This window comes from Halosolutus sp. YCN4, from assembly GCF_059736495.1.
Map to the genome: position 1 here is coordinate 1 of NZ_JCASSM010000003.1, position 16,496 is coordinate 16,496.

General features: G+C 61.4%; 12 protein-coding genes and 1 pseudogene. 6 read left to right on the forward strand and 7 right to left on the reverse strand.

The window, feature by feature from the left end:
- The 3 genes and pseudogenes from AC6I6X_RS10665 to AC6I6X_RS10675 form a co-directional block, all read left to right on the forward strand.
- Positions 1-401 (forward strand): annotated as a pseudogene (locus AC6I6X_RS10665) (UxaA family hydrolase); the annotation flags it as partial.
- Between the two features lie 4 nt (positions 402-405).
- Entirely contained in the window at positions 406-1,407 is a 1,002-nt protein-coding gene (locus tag AC6I6X_RS10670) for an Ldh family oxidoreductase (protein ID WP_497930510.1), read from the forward strand.
- Positions 1,408-1,513: 106 nt separating this feature from the next.
- Positions 1,514-2,782 (forward strand): ABC transporter substrate-binding protein, encoded by a 1,269-nt coding sequence (locus AC6I6X_RS10675; RefSeq protein WP_497930511.1) that lies wholly within the window; start codon positions 1,514-1,516, stop codon positions 2,780-2,782.
- A gap of 156 nt (positions 2,783-2,938) precedes the next feature.
- On the opposite strand, the gene AC6I6X_RS10680 is transcribed toward AC6I6X_RS10675, so the two are convergent.
- Entirely contained in the window at positions 2,939-3,823 is an 885-nt protein-coding gene (locus AC6I6X_RS10680; protein ID WP_497930512.1) for a dihydrodipicolinate synthase family protein, read from the reverse strand.
- A 178-nt stretch (positions 3,824-4,001) separates the two neighbouring features.
- Between AC6I6X_RS10680 and AC6I6X_RS10685 the strand changes: the two genes are divergently transcribed.
- Positions 4,002-5,462 carry an aldehyde dehydrogenase family protein gene (locus tag AC6I6X_RS10685; protein WP_497930513.1) on the forward strand — a complete coding sequence of 487 codons (1,461 nt, stop codon included), beginning with the start codon at positions 4,002-4,004 and terminating at the stop codon, positions 5,460-5,462.
- Positions 5,463-5,478: 16 nt separating this feature from the next.
- Here AC6I6X_RS10685 and AC6I6X_RS10690 read toward each other — a convergent pair whose 3' ends face one another.
- Together AC6I6X_RS10690 and gfo6 are read right to left on the reverse strand one after the other, a co-directional pair.
- The gene (locus AC6I6X_RS10690; protein ID WP_497930514.1) at positions 5,479-7,815 is read right to left on the reverse strand and encodes a glycoside hydrolase family 3 N-terminal domain-containing protein; all 2,337 of its coding nucleotides are present in this window, start codon (positions 7,813-7,815) and stop codon (positions 5,479-5,481) included.
- Positions 7,816-7,988: 173 nt separating this feature from the next.
- On the reverse strand, positions 7,989-9,071 hold the full coding sequence (gene gfo6, locus AC6I6X_RS10695) for a D-xylose 1-dehydrogenase Gfo6 (RefSeq protein ID WP_497930515.1): 1,083 nt from the start codon (positions 9,069-9,071) through the stop codon (positions 7,989-7,991).
- Positions 9,072-10,100: 1,029 nt separating this feature from the next.
- Between gfo6 and AC6I6X_RS10700 the strand changes: the two genes are divergently transcribed.
- Entirely contained in the window at positions 10,101-10,349 is a 249-nt protein-coding gene (locus AC6I6X_RS10700; protein ID WP_497931278.1) for a hypothetical protein, read from the forward strand.
- A gap of 630 nt (positions 10,350-10,979) precedes the next feature.
- On the opposite strand, the gene AC6I6X_RS10705 is transcribed toward AC6I6X_RS10700, so the two are convergent.
- The 3 genes from AC6I6X_RS10705 to AC6I6X_RS10715 form a co-directional block, all read right to left on the reverse strand.
- Entirely contained in the window at positions 10,980-11,150 is a 171-nt protein-coding gene (locus AC6I6X_RS10705) for a hypothetical protein (RefSeq protein WP_497930516.1), read from the reverse strand.
- Positions 11,151-11,577: 427 nt separating this feature from the next.
- Complete coding sequence (locus tag AC6I6X_RS10710) at positions 11,578-12,897, reverse strand: pentapeptide repeat-containing protein (RefSeq protein WP_497930517.1); 1,320 nt, start codon at positions 12,895-12,897, stop codon at positions 11,578-11,580.
- Positions 12,898-13,244: 347 nt separating this feature from the next.
- Positions 13,245-13,715, reverse strand: coding sequence for a hypothetical protein (locus tag AC6I6X_RS10715; protein ID WP_497930518.1), 471 nt, complete (start codon positions 13,713-13,715; stop codon positions 13,245-13,247).
- 743 nt (positions 13,716-14,458) lie between these two features.
- Here AC6I6X_RS10715 and AC6I6X_RS10720 point away from each other — a divergent pair.
- On the forward strand, positions 14,459-15,127 hold the full coding sequence (locus tag AC6I6X_RS10720) for an HpcH/HpaI aldolase family protein (RefSeq protein ID WP_497930519.1): 669 nt from the start codon (positions 14,459-14,461) through the stop codon (positions 15,125-15,127).
- A gap of 711 nt (positions 15,128-15,838) precedes the next feature.
- On the opposite strand, the gene AC6I6X_RS10725 is transcribed toward AC6I6X_RS10720, so the two are convergent.
- Positions 15,839-16,366, reverse strand: coding sequence for a hypothetical protein (locus AC6I6X_RS10725; RefSeq protein ID WP_497930520.1), 528 nt, complete (start codon positions 16,364-16,366; stop codon positions 15,839-15,841).
- Between the last annotated feature and the right edge of the window lie 130 nt (positions 16,367-16,496).

Below are 16,496 nucleotides of genomic sequence, written 5' to 3' on the forward strand. Positions count from 1 at the left end.
CCGGCGACGGCCCCATCCAGGATCTGGTCGACTACAGCGAGAAGATTCCCGACGAAAGCGGGATGTACATCATGGACACGCCCGGTCACGGCGCCGAATCCGTCACCGGGATCGGTGCCGGCGGCGCACACTTCATGATCATCTCGACGGGCCAGGGCCACACCCTCTCGAACGCGATCATGCCGACGATCAAGATCACCGGGAACCCCGGCAGCGCCGAACGCGTTCCCGAAGAAACCGACGTCGACGTCAGTGAGGCGCTGGTCGGCGACCAGTCGATCGAGTGGGCCACCGACGAACTCTGGGACGAAATCCTCGACGTCGTTAACGGCAAACTCACCCTGAGCGAGGTGCTCGGCGAGAGCCAGTTCGCGATCCACCGGATCGGCCCCTCGACGTAACAGTATGAATGTCGACAGAGAACGCGCTCGATCGGTCGCGGTCGAGGCGTTCGTCGCCCACGGTATCTCTCGTCCCGATGCGGAGGCGACCGCCGAGATGCTCGTCACGGCGGAGGCACGCGGCAAGTCTTCACACGGCCTGATCCGGCTTCCGCGGTATCTCCGGGGGGTCGAACACGGTAACGTTGATCCCGCGGGAACCGTCGACGTCGTCCACGACGCCGGTGCAGCGGCCACGATCGACGGTGGTGCGCGGCTCGGTCCAGCCGTTGCCGACTACGCACTCGAAGAGGCGGCGACTCGTGCCGACGAACACGGGATCGGACTGGTCGGTGTTCGCAACGCCACACACCTTGGGATGGTCGGGTACTACACGAACCGGCTGCGAAAGCAGGGGTACGTCGCCGTTGCGTTGACTAACACCGAACCCGCGATGCCGCCCTACGGCGGCGCGGAACCGGTGTTGGGTACGAACCCTATCGCGATCGGACTGCCGTCCGACCCACCGTTCAATCTCGACATGAGTACCTCGGCCATCGCCCGCGGTTCGATCGATCGGGCGGCAGAGCGCGGCGAATCGATTCCCGAGGGTGTCGCGCTCGACGCGAACGGCGAGCCCACGACTGATCCCGAGGCCGCGCTCGAAGGAACGGTCCTCCCGTTCGGCGGGCCGAAAGGCTCCGGCCTCGCGATCGCCGTCGAAATCCTGGCCGGTGCGCTCGTCGGCGCCGCAACCGGGACGGACGTGACGGGAACCTACCACACGTCCGACCCCTGTACCAAGGGCGATCTCTTCGTTGCGATCGATCCCGAAGCGACGGCTGGCGGGTCGTTCAGCGAAGAGACGAACGCGTTTCTTCGATCGTTGAAGCGGATCGAGACGGAGGCGAACGCGGACGAGATCCGGCTGCCCGGCGAGACGTCGCTCACAAAAGAGACCGACGACACGATCGACGTCGCCGAAAAGTGCTGGACCCGCGTACTCGAACTCGCGAACGCCGACTGAGCAGCGCTCCTAGTTCGATCGACGCGGGATCCGTTCCTCCTCGCTTTCGAGTACAGGTTAATAGGAAAGATTATTATAGTGTTCTCCAAATAAGTCACGTGTGCCAATGCAACACAGACGAACCTTTGTCAAGGGTGCAGCGATGGCTGGTCTCGCCGGCCTGGCAGGATGTCTCGGTGGCGGCGACGGCGACGGCGGCGGCGGGTTGAATTACGTCCATCCGAGCTACTTCGGTGCCGACGCCGAGGACGTTGTGCCGATGTTCGAAGAGGAGTTCGACGAGGACGTGTCGACGCAGTCGTCGCCGGGTGAAGCCACGTCGACCCGGGAGTACTACGTCAACCAGTTCGTCGCGGAGAGCGGCGACTTCGACATCGGGAACATGGATATCATCTGGCCGGGCGAGTTCGCGGGTCTCGGCTGGGCCACAGAGATGGGCGATCCGGAGGGGCACACCGACAACATGCTCGAGACGCCCGTCGACGCGGTGACCATCGACGGCACGATGTACGGAATGCCGCTCCACACGGACGCGAACGCGCTGTACTACCGCCACGACAAACTCGAGGAGTACGGATACGACGATCCGCCGGAGACGTTCTCGGAACTCGTGGATATGGCCCAGGACATTCTCGATCAGGACGATGAGATCGAGAACGGATACGTCTGGCAGGGTGGGGCCAACGAGGGTCTCACGATCATGTGGCTCAACTGGGTCTGGGGCATGAACGGCGAGGTCTACGACGGCAACGAGGTCACCGTCAACAGTGACGAGGGTGTCGAAGCCCTTCAGCACGCCGTCGACCTGATCCACGAGTACGAAGTGACGCCGGAACACATCCCCTCGAGCGCGACCGACGAGAACCGGGAAACGTTCCAGCAAGGGAATACGCTGTTCATGCGTAACTGGCCCTACGCGGTGTCGCTGATGAACGAGGACGGATCGGACGTGCAGGGGGACTTCTCGGTCGCACCGTTGCCGACGCACGAGGACCACCCCGACGCGGCGAACTCCTGTCTCGGCGGATGGAACCTGTTCATCAACACGTACTCCGAGAATCAGGAACTCGCACAGCAGTTCGCCAACTTCATGGCCTCGCTCGAAATTCAGGAACACCTCGCGCGCGAACACAGCCGACTGCCGGTCCGACAAGAGGTGTATGAGAACGACGAGATCCGCGACGAGTTCGAGGAGTTGGCGTTGTTCGAGGATATCCTCGACCGGACCCGCGCACGGCCACCGCTTGAGGACTATCCGACGTTCTCCGAGATCGTGTTCACACAGGCCAACAACGCGCTGGTCGAAAGCAAGACCCCGCAGGAAGCGCTCGACGACGCACAGGCGGAGATTGACGAGGAAATCAACGGCGGCTAACGCTTCCCGCTCAGCGCGGTGTCTTCGACGCCTGTCCGATCGGCGTCTCTCGACCAGCCTGGCGTCTATCGCGTGTGAAACGAACGGAACAAAGCGGGTGCGACCCCGAGGGATTTGCGATTCGGTTTCTGCTCGATTCTCTGTCGCCGACCGTGATCAGACGGAGAGGCTCGTCTGCACCGACTCGAAACACCGATCGAGCGTCTCGCGCTGGTGGTCGGAGAGACGCGGCAGCGGTGGCAGGGGATCGCCGACGTCGTAGCCCAGACGAGTAACGAGGTGCTTGATCGCCGCGGCAGTGGGCGGTTCGCTGGTCGCGCTGACAACGGGATTGACGACCTCGTTCATCAACTGGTTGGTTCGTTCACGGTTTCCGTTTCGATAGCTCTCGTATAGCCGGGCGACGGCTCCCGGAAACACGTTCGCGGGGCCGGCGATCATCCCGTCGGCCCCGGCGTCGAGCGATGCTACGGAGAGTTCCGTAGCGCCCTGGAAGACAGTGAATGACGACGGCGTCGCCTCGACGACGTCGTAGAGGAACGTCAGGTCTCCCGACGTGTCCTTGAGTCCGACGACGTTCGGGTGGTCTGCGAACTGCTTTACCAGTTCGAGAGGGAGCCCTTCACCGGTCAGAGCCGGAATGTTGTAGAGCACGATCGGCAGCGGACTGTCGTCGGCCACCGTGTCGAAAAACCGCTGGAGACCCTGTTGGGTCGTACTCAGGTAGTACGGTGTGACGACGACGGCTGTGTCGGCCCCCGCGTTGGCGGCGTCTTCGATGTGGTTCGCCACGTCCGCAGTGTTCGTGTTCCCGCAGCCGGCGAGTACCGGTACGTCGCCCGACCGATCGGCGACAGCTTCCAGAACGTGTCGGCGCTGTACCCGGGTGAGGCTGGAGAATTCCCCGATTGATCCACAGGGAAAGAGACCGTGAACGCCGTTGTCGACGAGGTAGTCCGTATACTCTGCGAGTGTCTCGATATCGATACTCCGTCCGCTGGTCGGGGTCGGCATAGGACAGACTGTCCCCTCGAGTCGCATGGGTAGTTCGTTGCATATCGCAGATAAAAACGTTTGGGAAACTGCAAAGTTCTCGTCTGCGGAACTTCGCACGCGCGGAGGGGCAGCGACTCGGTTCGTCGACCGGACGCGATCGTGTGCCATCACAACTCAATACGAACGTTTATCACGACCGCTGAAACATACTGCAAATGAGATCATGAGCGTCGAGATCGAACTCCACCATGAGGAGATGCTCGTCGACGGCGAGTGGATCGATGCGGACGACCGAGCCGATGTAATCCATCCCTACAACGGCGACGTCGTCGGTTCGGTCCCCGTCGCGTCCGAAAGCCAGGTTCGCCGCGCCGTCGAAGCGGCTGCCCGCGCCGTCGAACAGTCAGAGCTGTCGGCCTACGAACGGTACGAACTGCTCTACCGGACCGCCGAACTACTCGAGTCCGAAGCCGAGGAAGTCGCACAGTTGATGACCGCCGAACAGGGCAAGCCGATCACCGAGGCCCGCGGCGAGGTCGATCGAGCCGTCCAGACGTTACGGCTGTCCGGCGAGGAGGCAAAACGACTATTCGGCGAGTACGTCCCGATGGACGCCCAGCGAGGATTCGATCGAACGCACGCGTTTACCCAGCGGGAACCGATCGGCGTCGTTGCCGCGATTACGCCGTTCAACTTCCCGCTCAACCTGATGGTCCACAAGGTCGGCCCGGCGCTCGCAGCGGGCAACGCCGTCGTGGGCAAGCCAGCTACGAACACGCCGCTCGTCTCGATCAAACTGTTCGAGTATCTCGATCGGGCTGCCCGGGAACTCGACGCGCCGGACGGATTGGTCAACGTCGTCACGGGAAGCGGGAGCACCGTCGGCGACGTTTTCCTCGAAAGCGACGCGGTCGAGGCAATCACGTTTACCGGCAGCACGGGTGTCGGCAAGTACATCGCCAACCACAGCGGGATGAAAGACATCACGCTCGAACTCGGGGGGAACGATCCGACGATCGTCTGGGACGACGCTGACGTCGACGCCGCAGCCGAACAGCTCGTTGGCGGCGCCTGTTCGAACGCCGGTCAGGTTTGTAACAGCGTCGAGCGGGTGCTCGTCCACGAGTCGATCGTGGACGAACTGGTCGACGCGCTCGTCGACCACGCCGAGTCGCTCACCCTCGGGGATCCGTTCGACGAGGAGACCGACATCGCGGCGCTCATCGACGACGGGGCTGCAGAGAAGGTCCAGCGGATATACGAGGAAACCGTCGAAGCCGGTGCGACAGTCGAGTGTGGCGGCGAGTACGACGGTCGGACGTTCGAACCGACGGTGCTCTCGGGCGTCACGCCCGACATGCCCGCCGCTAACGAGGAGGTATTCGGGCCGCTCGTTCCCGTCATCAGCGTTTCCGATTTCGACGAGGCGATCGAGGAAGCGAACAACACCGAGTACGGGCTCGAAGCCGGTCTGTTCACGCAGGACATGGATCGAGCGAAACGCGCCGCAAATGAGATCGACGCGGGCGGCGTGAACATCAACACCGTTAGCGGATTCCGCGCCGATCACATGCCCTACGGCGGGTTCAAGGACAGCGGCGTGGGCAAAGAGGGGATCAAGTATGCGGTCGAACACTTTACGCGACAGAAACTGGTCGGATTCCACGGCGGCAAAAACGCCTAACCGTTCGTCCGCTCGGTCACCCTGATCGCGGTTTTTGTTCCCCCACTTCGCTGCTTCCGAGGCGTGCCCGCGTCTCTACCGCCGTTCGTTCACCACGTACCTCGAACGATCCTGTTGCCCGGATGTCGGCGGCAGACGACCCGACCGCCACCTCAAACGTTCCCGGCTCGAGCACCGGCTCGCCCTTGCGATCGTAGAACGCCAGCTGCTGGGTCGGGACGGTCACCGAGACGGTTCGCTCTTTTCCCGGCTCGATCGTCGTCCGGGCGAAGCCGACGAGCTGTGACGCGGGTCGGACGCGACTCGCGACGGAATCGGTGGCGTACACCTGGACGACTTCATCGCCCCGTCGAGAGCCGACGTTCGCGACGTCGACACGTACTGTCACGTCCTCGCAGGGGTCGGCGACGGCTGGCTCGATTTCGAGGGCACTGTATACGAACTCGGTGTAACTCTCGCCGTGGCCGAACGGATAGAGCGGTTCGCTCTCGGCAAACGCGTACGTGTGATCGCCTGTGACTGGCTTCTGACCGGCGTGATTCGGTAGCGAACCGACGGTACGCGGGATCGTCACGGGCAGTTTCCCGCCAGGTGTCCAGTTGCCGAACAGCACGTCTGCGATCGCGGTGCCCCCTTCTTCGCCCGGCACCCAGGCTTCGAGCACCGTCGGTACGGTGTCGGCGATCCACTCGATGGCGAGCGGCCGACCGTTGACCAGTACTACAACGAGCGGCGTTTCGGTTTCGTAAAGCGCCCGGAGCAGCGCAGACTGACGGCCGGGGAGGCCCAATTCCATCCTGTCGATCCCTTCGCCGGAGGTTGCGGACGAGTCTCGCTCGACGTCGATACCCGAACTCCCGCCGACGCAAGCGACGACGACGTCCGCGTTTTCGGTGACGTCGACGGCGTCAGCGATCTCCCCCTCGTCCGCTGGCGTGCTCTGCGCTCGGCGTCCCCGAATTCCACACCCCTTCGCGTGCGTGACGTCGACGTCGTCACTGGCCCTCTGCTTGATACCTTCGAGGGGCGTCACGATCCGGACGCCGCTATCACGTGACTCAGCGGCGCCGTAGGCGTAATTTCCGAGCAGGTGACGCGGTTCGTCAGCGTTCGGGCCGACGACAGCGACGGACTCGACGTCTCGCGAGAGCGGTAGTCGGTCGTTGCGATTCTGAAGTAGAACGATCGATTCGCACGCAACTTCTCGCGCGAGAGAGCGCGCGCGACAGTCGCCACTTGTCGCGTCGGTAGCCTCGAATGCGTCGCCGACGGATCGCCGATCGCCGTCTTCCGCGAACAGCCCAAGCTGCGCTTTCTGGTGGAGGTGTCGCCGGACGGCCCGATCAACCGTCTCCTCGTCGACGTCACCGTTTCGTACCGCGTCTCGCAGCCGATCGCCGAAACAGCACCTCTCGGGAAGTTCGACGTCGACGCCGGCTTCGATCGCTGTGACGCCCGCAGCCTGCCTGCTTTCGACGACGTTATGGGCGGTGTGTAACAGCTCGATGCCGCGGCCGTCGGAAACGACGGTCCCGCCGAATCCCCAGTCGTCGCGCAACAGGTCGGTGAGAAGATGCCGGGATGCGTGACACGGGATCCCATCGACGTCGTGATAGGCGGCCATGACGGACGCTGCGTCGGCGTTGCGGATCGCCGCCTCGAACGGGAACAGATGCGTCTCTCGAAACGCCCGTGGAGAGATATCCACGGAGGCCCGATTTCGACCGCCCGCAGACGCGCCGTGTCCAGCGAAGTGCTTCAGGGTTGCGTCCACTCGATCCCCGTTCGATTCGCACTGGAGCCCGTCGACGTACGCGGACGCCATCGACGCGACGAGCAACGGATCTTCACCGTACGTCTCCTCGGTTCGGCCCCATCGAGGATCGCGTACGACGTCGGCCATCGGGGACAGCGTCACGTCGATGCCGATCGCCGAGAGTTGCTCACTGATCGTGGCAGCGACATCCCGGACGCGAGCCGGATTCCAGGTGCTCGCCATGCCAATACTCTGGGGGAATACGCTCCCGCCGCGTCCGGCGTAGCCACAGAGGCTTTCCTCACGGACGAACGCCGGAATTCCGAGGCGTGTTTCCGTTCGAAGGAACGCCTGTGCGTCCGCGACGACCTCGGCCAGCGCCGCCGGTTGGAGGTGGCTCTCTCGGCCGACTCGCGTGATCCGTCCGATTCCGTTCGGGAGCAGTTCGCGGGCGATCCGTTCCGAGAACGATCCGTCCTCCAGGACCGTCCCGATTCGAACCGTCCCCAGCTGTGCGACCTTCTCTTCCAGCGTCATCCGTTCGACGAGCGTGTCGACGTCATCGATGGAGCGCGGTCTCGACGAGCGATCGGTCATCTTCCTGCACATTCGCTCCCAGGTATATGTATTACCGGTCGGTTATCAGGAGGAAGAAGCGAGAGCTATCCGATTCGTGGACGAGTACACTCTCCCATCTGGATCGCGTTCCGATCGCAATAACACCTACCATGTACACGAACGCGGGCCGATTGGTTCGAGGCGCGACAGGGTCACAGGGTGATCCACTCACGTCGCTCGGCGGATCGGTAGACCGCTTGCATCGTTTTGACGTCGACTAACCCGTGTTCCCCGTCCGGAAGTATCGGCGCATCGGATCGGATCCGATCGGCGAAGTAATCGAACTCTTCGAGCATCTGATCGACTTTTTCGAGGGCTACCGAAAGGCGACCGTCGCCCCGGGACACGTGCAGCGACCGCTGTTGATCCTGGAAGAACGCCGGTTCGATCGCAACCTGCCCTTCGGTCCCGGTGATCCGAAGGGTGCTCGACTGGCGCGCGTTGTGGCTCGCCGCACAGGTCGCAAACACCTCGTCCGGGAACTCGATCGTACACGAGACCGTTTCGTCGACGTCGTCGAACGCGTCGTGAGTGCTTCTGGTTCGTCCGGTAACTGCGATTGGATCGTTGCCGAGAATGAACCGCGTCGTGTTCAGCGGGTAGAGACCGATATCGAACAGAGCACCGCCCCCAGCGAGTTCTTCGTCCAGCCGCCACTGGTCCGGATCCGAGTTGATTCGATCGAGGAGCCGCTGGCTCATCGAGCCGTACACCTCGACGGGTTCACCGATCAATCCCGCATCGACGATTTCGCGAGCGCGACGAACTGCGGGTTCGGTGTGCATTCGATACGCGATCATCAGTGGGACGTTCTGCTCGTCGCAGACGTCGATCAACGCACGAGAACGCTCGGCGTCGCGTTCCATCGGCTTCTCGCACAGTACGGCCTTGCCGTACTGGGCCGCGGTCCGAGCGTACGGCAGGTGGAGCGCGTTCGGTGTACAGATGTAGACCGCATCGTACCGATCGGCCGCGACGCCGTCGTGGAACTGCTCGTAACTGATGCCGCGCTCGGCCCGGTCGACCGTCTCGGCGACGCGTTCGGCTTTTTCGGCCGTACTACTCACCGTCACCGTCGGTTCGCACAGTTCGCTCTCGACGAGCGCTGGTAGCGCGCGCTCGCGGGTGAACCATCCGATGCCGACCACTGCGAACCGAAGTGGATCGACCGCTTCGGGGGCGACGTTCTGCCAGTCACGGCTACAACCGCTGTCGAGTACCGACTCGAGTTCCATGTCCGAGGGACAGTCACACTACCGGGAAATAAACTTACCGCACCCTCCTTCGCACGTCCTGCGGACTCGGTCGTTGAGGACGCGGGTTCTATGTCGACTCGGGGACGGATAGGACCCTGTGCAGCGGTCCCGTTATTAGCGGTGAGTAGCTCAAGGCTATATCGGAATCCCGTACGGCTGTATCCCCGCCTTACTCGCTCACTTCAGTACGCTCCGTTCGCTCGCTGAGGAGGGGGAATCAGCCTGCAAACAATAAATTGACTAACTTGTCGGCCGATCGGCGGCTCTTCCAACAGTGTGACCGCCGTTGGAGAATCCGACGTCCCGACGCCGCAAGTACTGTGAGTACTCGATCGACGTCCTGAACTATCAGTTTGATTTCTATACTGCTAAATAGATAACTAGTATCACACGATCACTTCGGATAGTTTCATCGGAAAGGTGTGGCGGTCATCGGTCGCTATGAACAACCAGCGCGTTCGCGTTCAGCCCCCTCGTTCTGGACTCGGACGGACGGAACCTTTTCATCGCTGATTTCCCGGAAAGGAACTCGTTTCGCGGGTATTTCAGACTCGAACACGCGACCGGGTCGCCCGATCGATTTTTTCGGGCTTCTCTGTTTCTTCGAGTCGACTCTGATCGACACCTGATGCGGATACCGACAGTAGGCGACGTTTCTTCACCGATCGTGGCCAGATCGGGTTCGCATAGTCGTCGACTGTCCCGTCCGGATCAAGGCGTTCGAGTGCCGCCCGATCTCGTCGGACTTCGGCGCCGATCTCCCGCGTGACTCGAGCAACCATGGCCAACCACGAGATATAACTAATTTTATAGCTCGGTAATAGTATCGAATAGATTACTATCAAGATCTCGCCGGTTCATTCGGTCGTATCGGGTCGTGTAAGCTAAATGGAACTCGCCTGAATTGTCATTCTGTGGCACGGAGACGGAGAGTCCGTTCGATTCTGTCTCCGGTTTCGTCGACCGATCGGCGTCCCCGCGTCGCCGAGCGCCGCGACACAGGCCGCGATCGTCGAGAAACCGGCCGACCCACCGACCCAGCTGGTGACGACCGGCTGTTACGTCCTCCCCGACGCCGTCTTCCACGCCCTCAAACTCGAAGCTCCGTCCGATCGCGGGGAGTACGAACTCAGCGAGGCAGTCGGCCTGCTCGCGGCCGCGGGGTATCGGATCGAGCCCGTCCGATTGTTGGCCCCGCGAGTAAATGTTAACAGACGCGAAGATATCGAACGGGCTTGCCGGCTCTTCGAGGAGTGAGATGCCGAGGTGCGACCAAGCGGGTGAGCCGTCAACACGGTCGGCTTCGTCGTCTCACCCGGATCGGCTGTCGGATCTACACGGGGGTCGGTGCGGGAGCTGCGGTGGCGAGCGGTGCCAGTGACCCTGGATCGCGCCGGGTCCCCACTCCCGAGTTACCAGATTGAGAGCGAGTACCGCCCCTGGGAGGCGGAGAGCGGCAAGGCGCCTCTCCCGTCGTCGGCCTGCCTTCGGTGGCCCCACTGTTGCGCCAGCGATCGCGACAGTCGCGAGGGCGCTCGTTCACGCGAGGACGATCCGGCCGAGCACGAACCCGCCGCTCCATGTCAAGGGTGTGGTGCTCGTTCGCTCGGCTCTTCGGGACGGCCGCGAGGGAACGCCACACGTGTACCCGTGGCCGTTTCATCTGGGGGGTGCGTATCCGAGCTGTGGGGCGATCGGCAGTCGGTCGCGATGATACGCGGGCCCGCTGTTCAGGCAAAGCCGTACGGTAAGGTGCTCATTTGCGCCAATCGATAGCCGAAATTCTCGACGCCGATTCGCATACGTGGTCAGAATGATGCCTCAGAGCTGCTCTCACTAGCGTCTCAACACGCCCCTGAGCGCGTATCTCGCCCGCTAACCCACAGATTAGTTGGCAATAATCCGAGCGATCCAGACGATCGGGATCACCGGGATGGCCAGTCCGGTGACCAGAAGCACGATGGCGATCACGACTTTCTCGGCGCGACTCGACTCATGCCAGATCGACTGCCACAGATCATCGATCGTCCGTGCCGTTCGCTGGATCAATTCAGCCATAGACGATGGTAAGGGGATAGCGACGGAAAACCTCACGGCAGGCAGAGGATTGGGCGCCGCCGGTTCACAGCGTCTCAGACGTTCGTCTTCACAGGCACTTCTTCCAGTGCTCCCCGGGTAGTACGAGTAGACCCGAATCGCTCTGTTGTGCTGGAGACACCCGCTCGGCCGTCTAGATGCCGGGCAGCTAGCGTCTCGACCCGGGTTATGAGAACTGAGTCGGCTCAGGGCAAGTCTGCCGTCTCACCGTCCCCGCTTCACCCGGACTGGCCACGTTCCACATCCCCCAGAACGTCTAGCGGGGCGACTCCCTCCCTCTCAGCGGTGTATTGACCGTGTGAGCGTGAAAACGAACAACGCGATGAAAAAGGCACCGAGGAACCCTTCGATCTGTGCCAGAAGGCGAATCCACGGATCACGCACATCGTCAGCCCCGCCAAGAACGAGCGTGACGAACGATTCGAGGCTGAAGGATGAGGTATCCGATCGAAGTCCCGTACGGGGGCGACGGTCGGACGGCGGCGAACAGGAACGCGAACACTACGATCGTCCCGATCGAGACGCCAACCACCCTTGACGGCCGTTCTCCGTAGCCGGCAGTGAGATTCAGGAGCGTATTTGCACCCCACCGTCCGGCCGCAGCGACGCGTGTTCGAGCGGCTTCTGAGCCATCGAACACGGTTGGCAGATACTGGTCGCGTCGGTAGCGCATCTCCTGGTGGAAGAACTCGGCTGCCGCCTTGGTGTCACCGATAGCGTTCGCGCCGTTTTTCGCCTTGAGGTAGGTCCCCTCCAAGTCACCATCCGTGGGCGGCCTTGCCCGCGCCTCCAGGCGAGGGACGTCCACGACAGCGTGGAGTTGCCAGCCGGCAGCGTGGAGGACATCACGATACTTCCCAAAATCGAACCCGTCGAACGTCGTGGAGAGGATTCGATAGTGGGCAAAGAGATCGTCCGGAGGGTCTTCGCCTGCGAGGTCGACGTCACCGAGTGTGGCGTCGGTGAGATTGTACACGAGTGTCTCTCGCTGTGGAAGGTACAAGCGTCCGGTCGGGACGATCGACTTGCCGAGATCAATACAGCACGTCTCAGACATGAGCGTGACGTCCTCAATTGCGGCCATCCCACCGACCGTCGCGTGCCGGATATTCACCTGCTCGGGCAGGGCCGCCTCGTCGAGATAGAGGTGCTCGCCGAAATGGGCACCTGTGAACGACGCACTCTCGAACAATGCTCCGGTGAACCGCGCGACATCCTCGAAGTGAGTCTCACGGAACTGGGCCTTCTCGAAGGACGCCTCGCTGAAATCGGCCGGCCCACCGAACGTGGCCCGGTGGAAGTTCGCCTCGGTGAACCGCACGTTATTCCCCCAGACACCCTCGGTGAATTCGGCTTCGTGAAACCGGGCCGCGGCGTCGAATCGGGCCTTGTTGAGGTACACTTCGCCGTCGAATTTCGTCTCCGAAAAGGTCGGTCGCGCCTGGAAAAGTGCCCCCTCGAACGCGATCGGTTGCCGAACGACGGTGTACCACCAGCTGATGTCTCCCTCGAATCGGGCGTGCCGGAGGTCAATAACGTGATTGTCCCCACACTCGACGAGAGCGTGGTCAAGGGTGAACTCGCCGAAGCGGGCCCCGATGAACTGTTTGGGGGGTCCGTCCTTCCTCCTTGATTCGCGAGAGGAACGCTTCCCTGACGGCGGCGGCATCCTTGTCCGCGACTGGGCGGTGGAACAGACAGCGGTCACATCCCTCCGCAGTCTCGTGTGGGCACTGCCAGACTTCGCCGCGGTCGAGAAAGCCCTCTACGAGTGGGCTTGTCGTTCCGTTGGCTGCTTCCCACGCTACGGGATCGAACGTGAAGGCACACCGGCCCCCGGAAAAATCGGTCATCGTAGCGACCTGTTCGCTCGATAGCCTGTAGTAGTTACTGACATTCACCCACAGCTAAACTGGAATTACCGAACTGCTGGAGTCGTCCCCCAGGTCTGTCTTCTTGGCCCCGTTCGTGTGGACAGCGAGGAGCACCGTCGCAGTCAAACGTGGCGACGCCGCGTCCAGGGAATCCCCCAGAGAGGGCCGTCAATCGAGGTTTCTACGCGGTTGGCGTCGCATCCAGCTCGATCCGACCGGTTTCCTTCACGATCACGTCGACGGCGACCGAGGTGGTCTCGTCGCCCTGGACCACATCACCCAGCTCGACGGATGGCCACTCGTTGTGGACAAGGCTTTTAGTTGGCGTCAGCTCCCTGGCGTGGACGGTCCACACCCCGGCCGTTGATGGCCAGTTCGCCCTGACCATATACTCGTCGTCGGGATCGAGCCTGTGCTCGGACCACTGGACGACCTCGCCGTCCAGTTCGATGACGAGGGCAATCCCAGTCTGGCGAGTGTCGGCGGTTTCCTCCTCCGGCGGGACATCGTCTCCAGCGTATCGATTTCGGAGCAGGATGCTATCGAGGGTGGTCTCCGGAGTGGACTGTGAGTGTGAGTCGACGGCGGAACAGCCACCGAGCAGGGCCATCGAACCGGCGAGGAACGTCCGTCTGTTGCAGATTTTCGTCATGGTGAGGGTGGTGTGACAGCGGCAGTTTGGACGTGAGTGGTCTGAATCTGCTCTCGGTCCCTGCGGTATGGGCCTTGTGTTCGGCCGCTCCCTGGAAGGTCCGTCGCGCTCTTCGATCATACATGCCACAGGAGCCGACGGGCTCCTCATCGGAGCGGTAGTGGACACGCCGAATGGTGCATCGATACTGACTATCGCATCCAGCGAACCGCCGTCCCCAGCGATCACGGCAATGCTCGACTGATCTCGATCGTCGAGAGTAGATCAATTACTCTCGACGATCGAATGCATCTTTCCCGTATGGTGCGCTGGTCTGGTTGCCCACTATATCGACGCCATCTGGAGTCGATCCCGGTGTTCCACCGCGTTACCTGCCCGAAAGAGCCTGGGAAGTGACGATGCCGGGCGATCCTGTAATCGCTTCCGGATCGGATCAAATCGCGCGGTTGATGCGGTTGTATCTGGAAAATAACCCGATATATGTAACAAAAAACTATTGAGAACCGTGTGGATAATAGATTTGCATGGTAGATGGTAACAAGCAAATGACTAGTGCATCGTCGACGACGAGACGGCGCTACATGCTCGGAACGGGTGCTGTCGCCGCGGGAGCACTCGCTTCTGGCACAGTCACAGCCGAAGCTCGACGCGATCTCAGCACCTTCTCCAATGAGTTTACCGACGCAGTCGAAAATGGAGAGCCGGTGTACGGTGTCTCCGCGTCCTTGGCAGGGATGGATCCTGTGACCGTCACCTCACACGTCGACACCGACTGGATCTGGATCGACACCGAGCACGCGTCGTACGGCGTTCGAGAGGTACGAGAGATGATGAGCGTCATTCCGGAGGACACCGCCGGGATAACGCGCGTTCCCGGGGCCCATCCGAAGGAAGTCGAGCGGGTACTGGACGCCGGATCTGACGGCGTCATCGTTCCCAAGCTGCGGACAGTAGAGGAAGTCGAGGAGTTCGTCGCCAGCGCCTACTATCCGCCACTGGGTGACCGAGGCGTCGCCGGCTCGCCCGCCAGCACGTTCGGTCTCGAATTCGATGAAGAGTACATGAGAGAGGCGAACGAGAACGTCTTCGTCATCATCCAGGTCGAAACAGCAGAGCTCGTCAACAATATCGAGCGGGTCGCCCAGATTGAAGGCATCGACTCGTTGCTCGTCGGCCCAGCGGACCTCTCCTCGCAACTCGGCGATCCGCTCAACACCGATACGGCCGAGTTCCAGCAGGCGGTCGATCGGGTCCGCCGGGCGGCCAAACGAAACGACATCGCACCCGGATACTGGATCGGGTTGAACGACGCTGAACCGTTCGTTGAGGAGGGGTGGCAGGTCCTCTCGCTCGGCAGCGACGCGGCGCTGCTGGCCCAGGCGGTTCAGGGCCGGATTGAGGACTCGCCCTGACGATCCACAACGACTGCGACCCGGCGGGGTCACCTCTGGTGGCCCCATTCGCGTGCGTGGGCATGAAGCGCAGGCGCTGATCGTCGTTGGGCCATAGAGATGAAAGCAACTCGGCTGGAACCTGCCTATGCGGCTCTGTTGCAGCCCTCTCGGGGTGCGGAGTTATCGACTGCGGGATCGTGTCGACGAACTCGTCCTCGGCGGTCCCGTCGAACGCGTCGGTTTCGACCCCGCCGATCGCCGTGTCCTCGTCGTCGATCGAGTACGTCGTTCCGTCGGTGCAGTTCCCCTCGGCGAGGACGGTGATTGCTCCGCTCTGGTAGTCCATCTCGTAGTCGTCGCCCCGGGTGTAGCGCTCGTTGCTCCCGTCACGAACGATCTCGTTCTCTTCGAGGTCGACTGCCGAGCCGATCGCACTACGTAGGCTGGGCCCTCGTGAGCGCACCGATCGGCGGTGCCGCTCATGTCGCTCTCGGTCGGTATGCGTCCGTGATCGCACGTGGCGCGATTGGTCACTTTCGGGAATAGGTACCAGTCGGTAATGACCGTTTTGCATCACGTGATCTGATCAATCAACTGGACCACACAGGAACTCGGCGTGAGAGTGGGTTTGGGACAGTATTCTTGAAATTGCTCGACAGCGTTAGCGGAAACCAGGTGATTCTACCGCTAGTGGTTATTTATCCCGGCAGTTATCCATCATTATCTCAGTTAGTCATTCGTAGTGTTGCTTTCTTGTTCTTCCATCTGCTCTTGGAGGGCTTGCTGTTGTTCTTGCTGTTGGATATATTGATCGTAGTACTCGCTCGGCAAAACTGCAGCAATATCTCCGCTTTCCAATGAATTCACGAACGTAGCAGCAGGCGCGGTGAGACGTAGGATGCCGTACTCTGGTTCTGCGTCATCCACCGAGAGGGCGTCGTCATCTGCCGCAGTTTCTTCGTACTCACTTACAGCTTTTTCTGTTAATTCTGCTTGTTTGCTCTGGAGTTCTTGTTGCGCTTCCGTTTGATTAATCTCCCCGTCTTCAACTTCCCCCTGAAGTTCCTCCTGCAAGGCCCTAAGTTCTTCTTGGTCCGGTTGGACTTGTACCGTCAGTGTTGCTTCTGTCTTAGAATTATCGTCCTCGTTTCCATCGGTTTGAGACTGGGAATTAAGACTAGAGCAACCAGCGAGGGCCGCAGTAGCGCTGGTACCGGTCATTGCGAGGAAGGCTCGGCGGTCTGGACCATCTTCCATCGTTTTTACAACTTCGATAACTAATTTCTTATAACTCTTTTCCTTCTGGCTGTTTGCCTTATTCCCCCTTCGAGAACGCTGTGTCGCATACACTCTATTGATTTAGCTGTAATTGAGGGCGGTAAGCCCC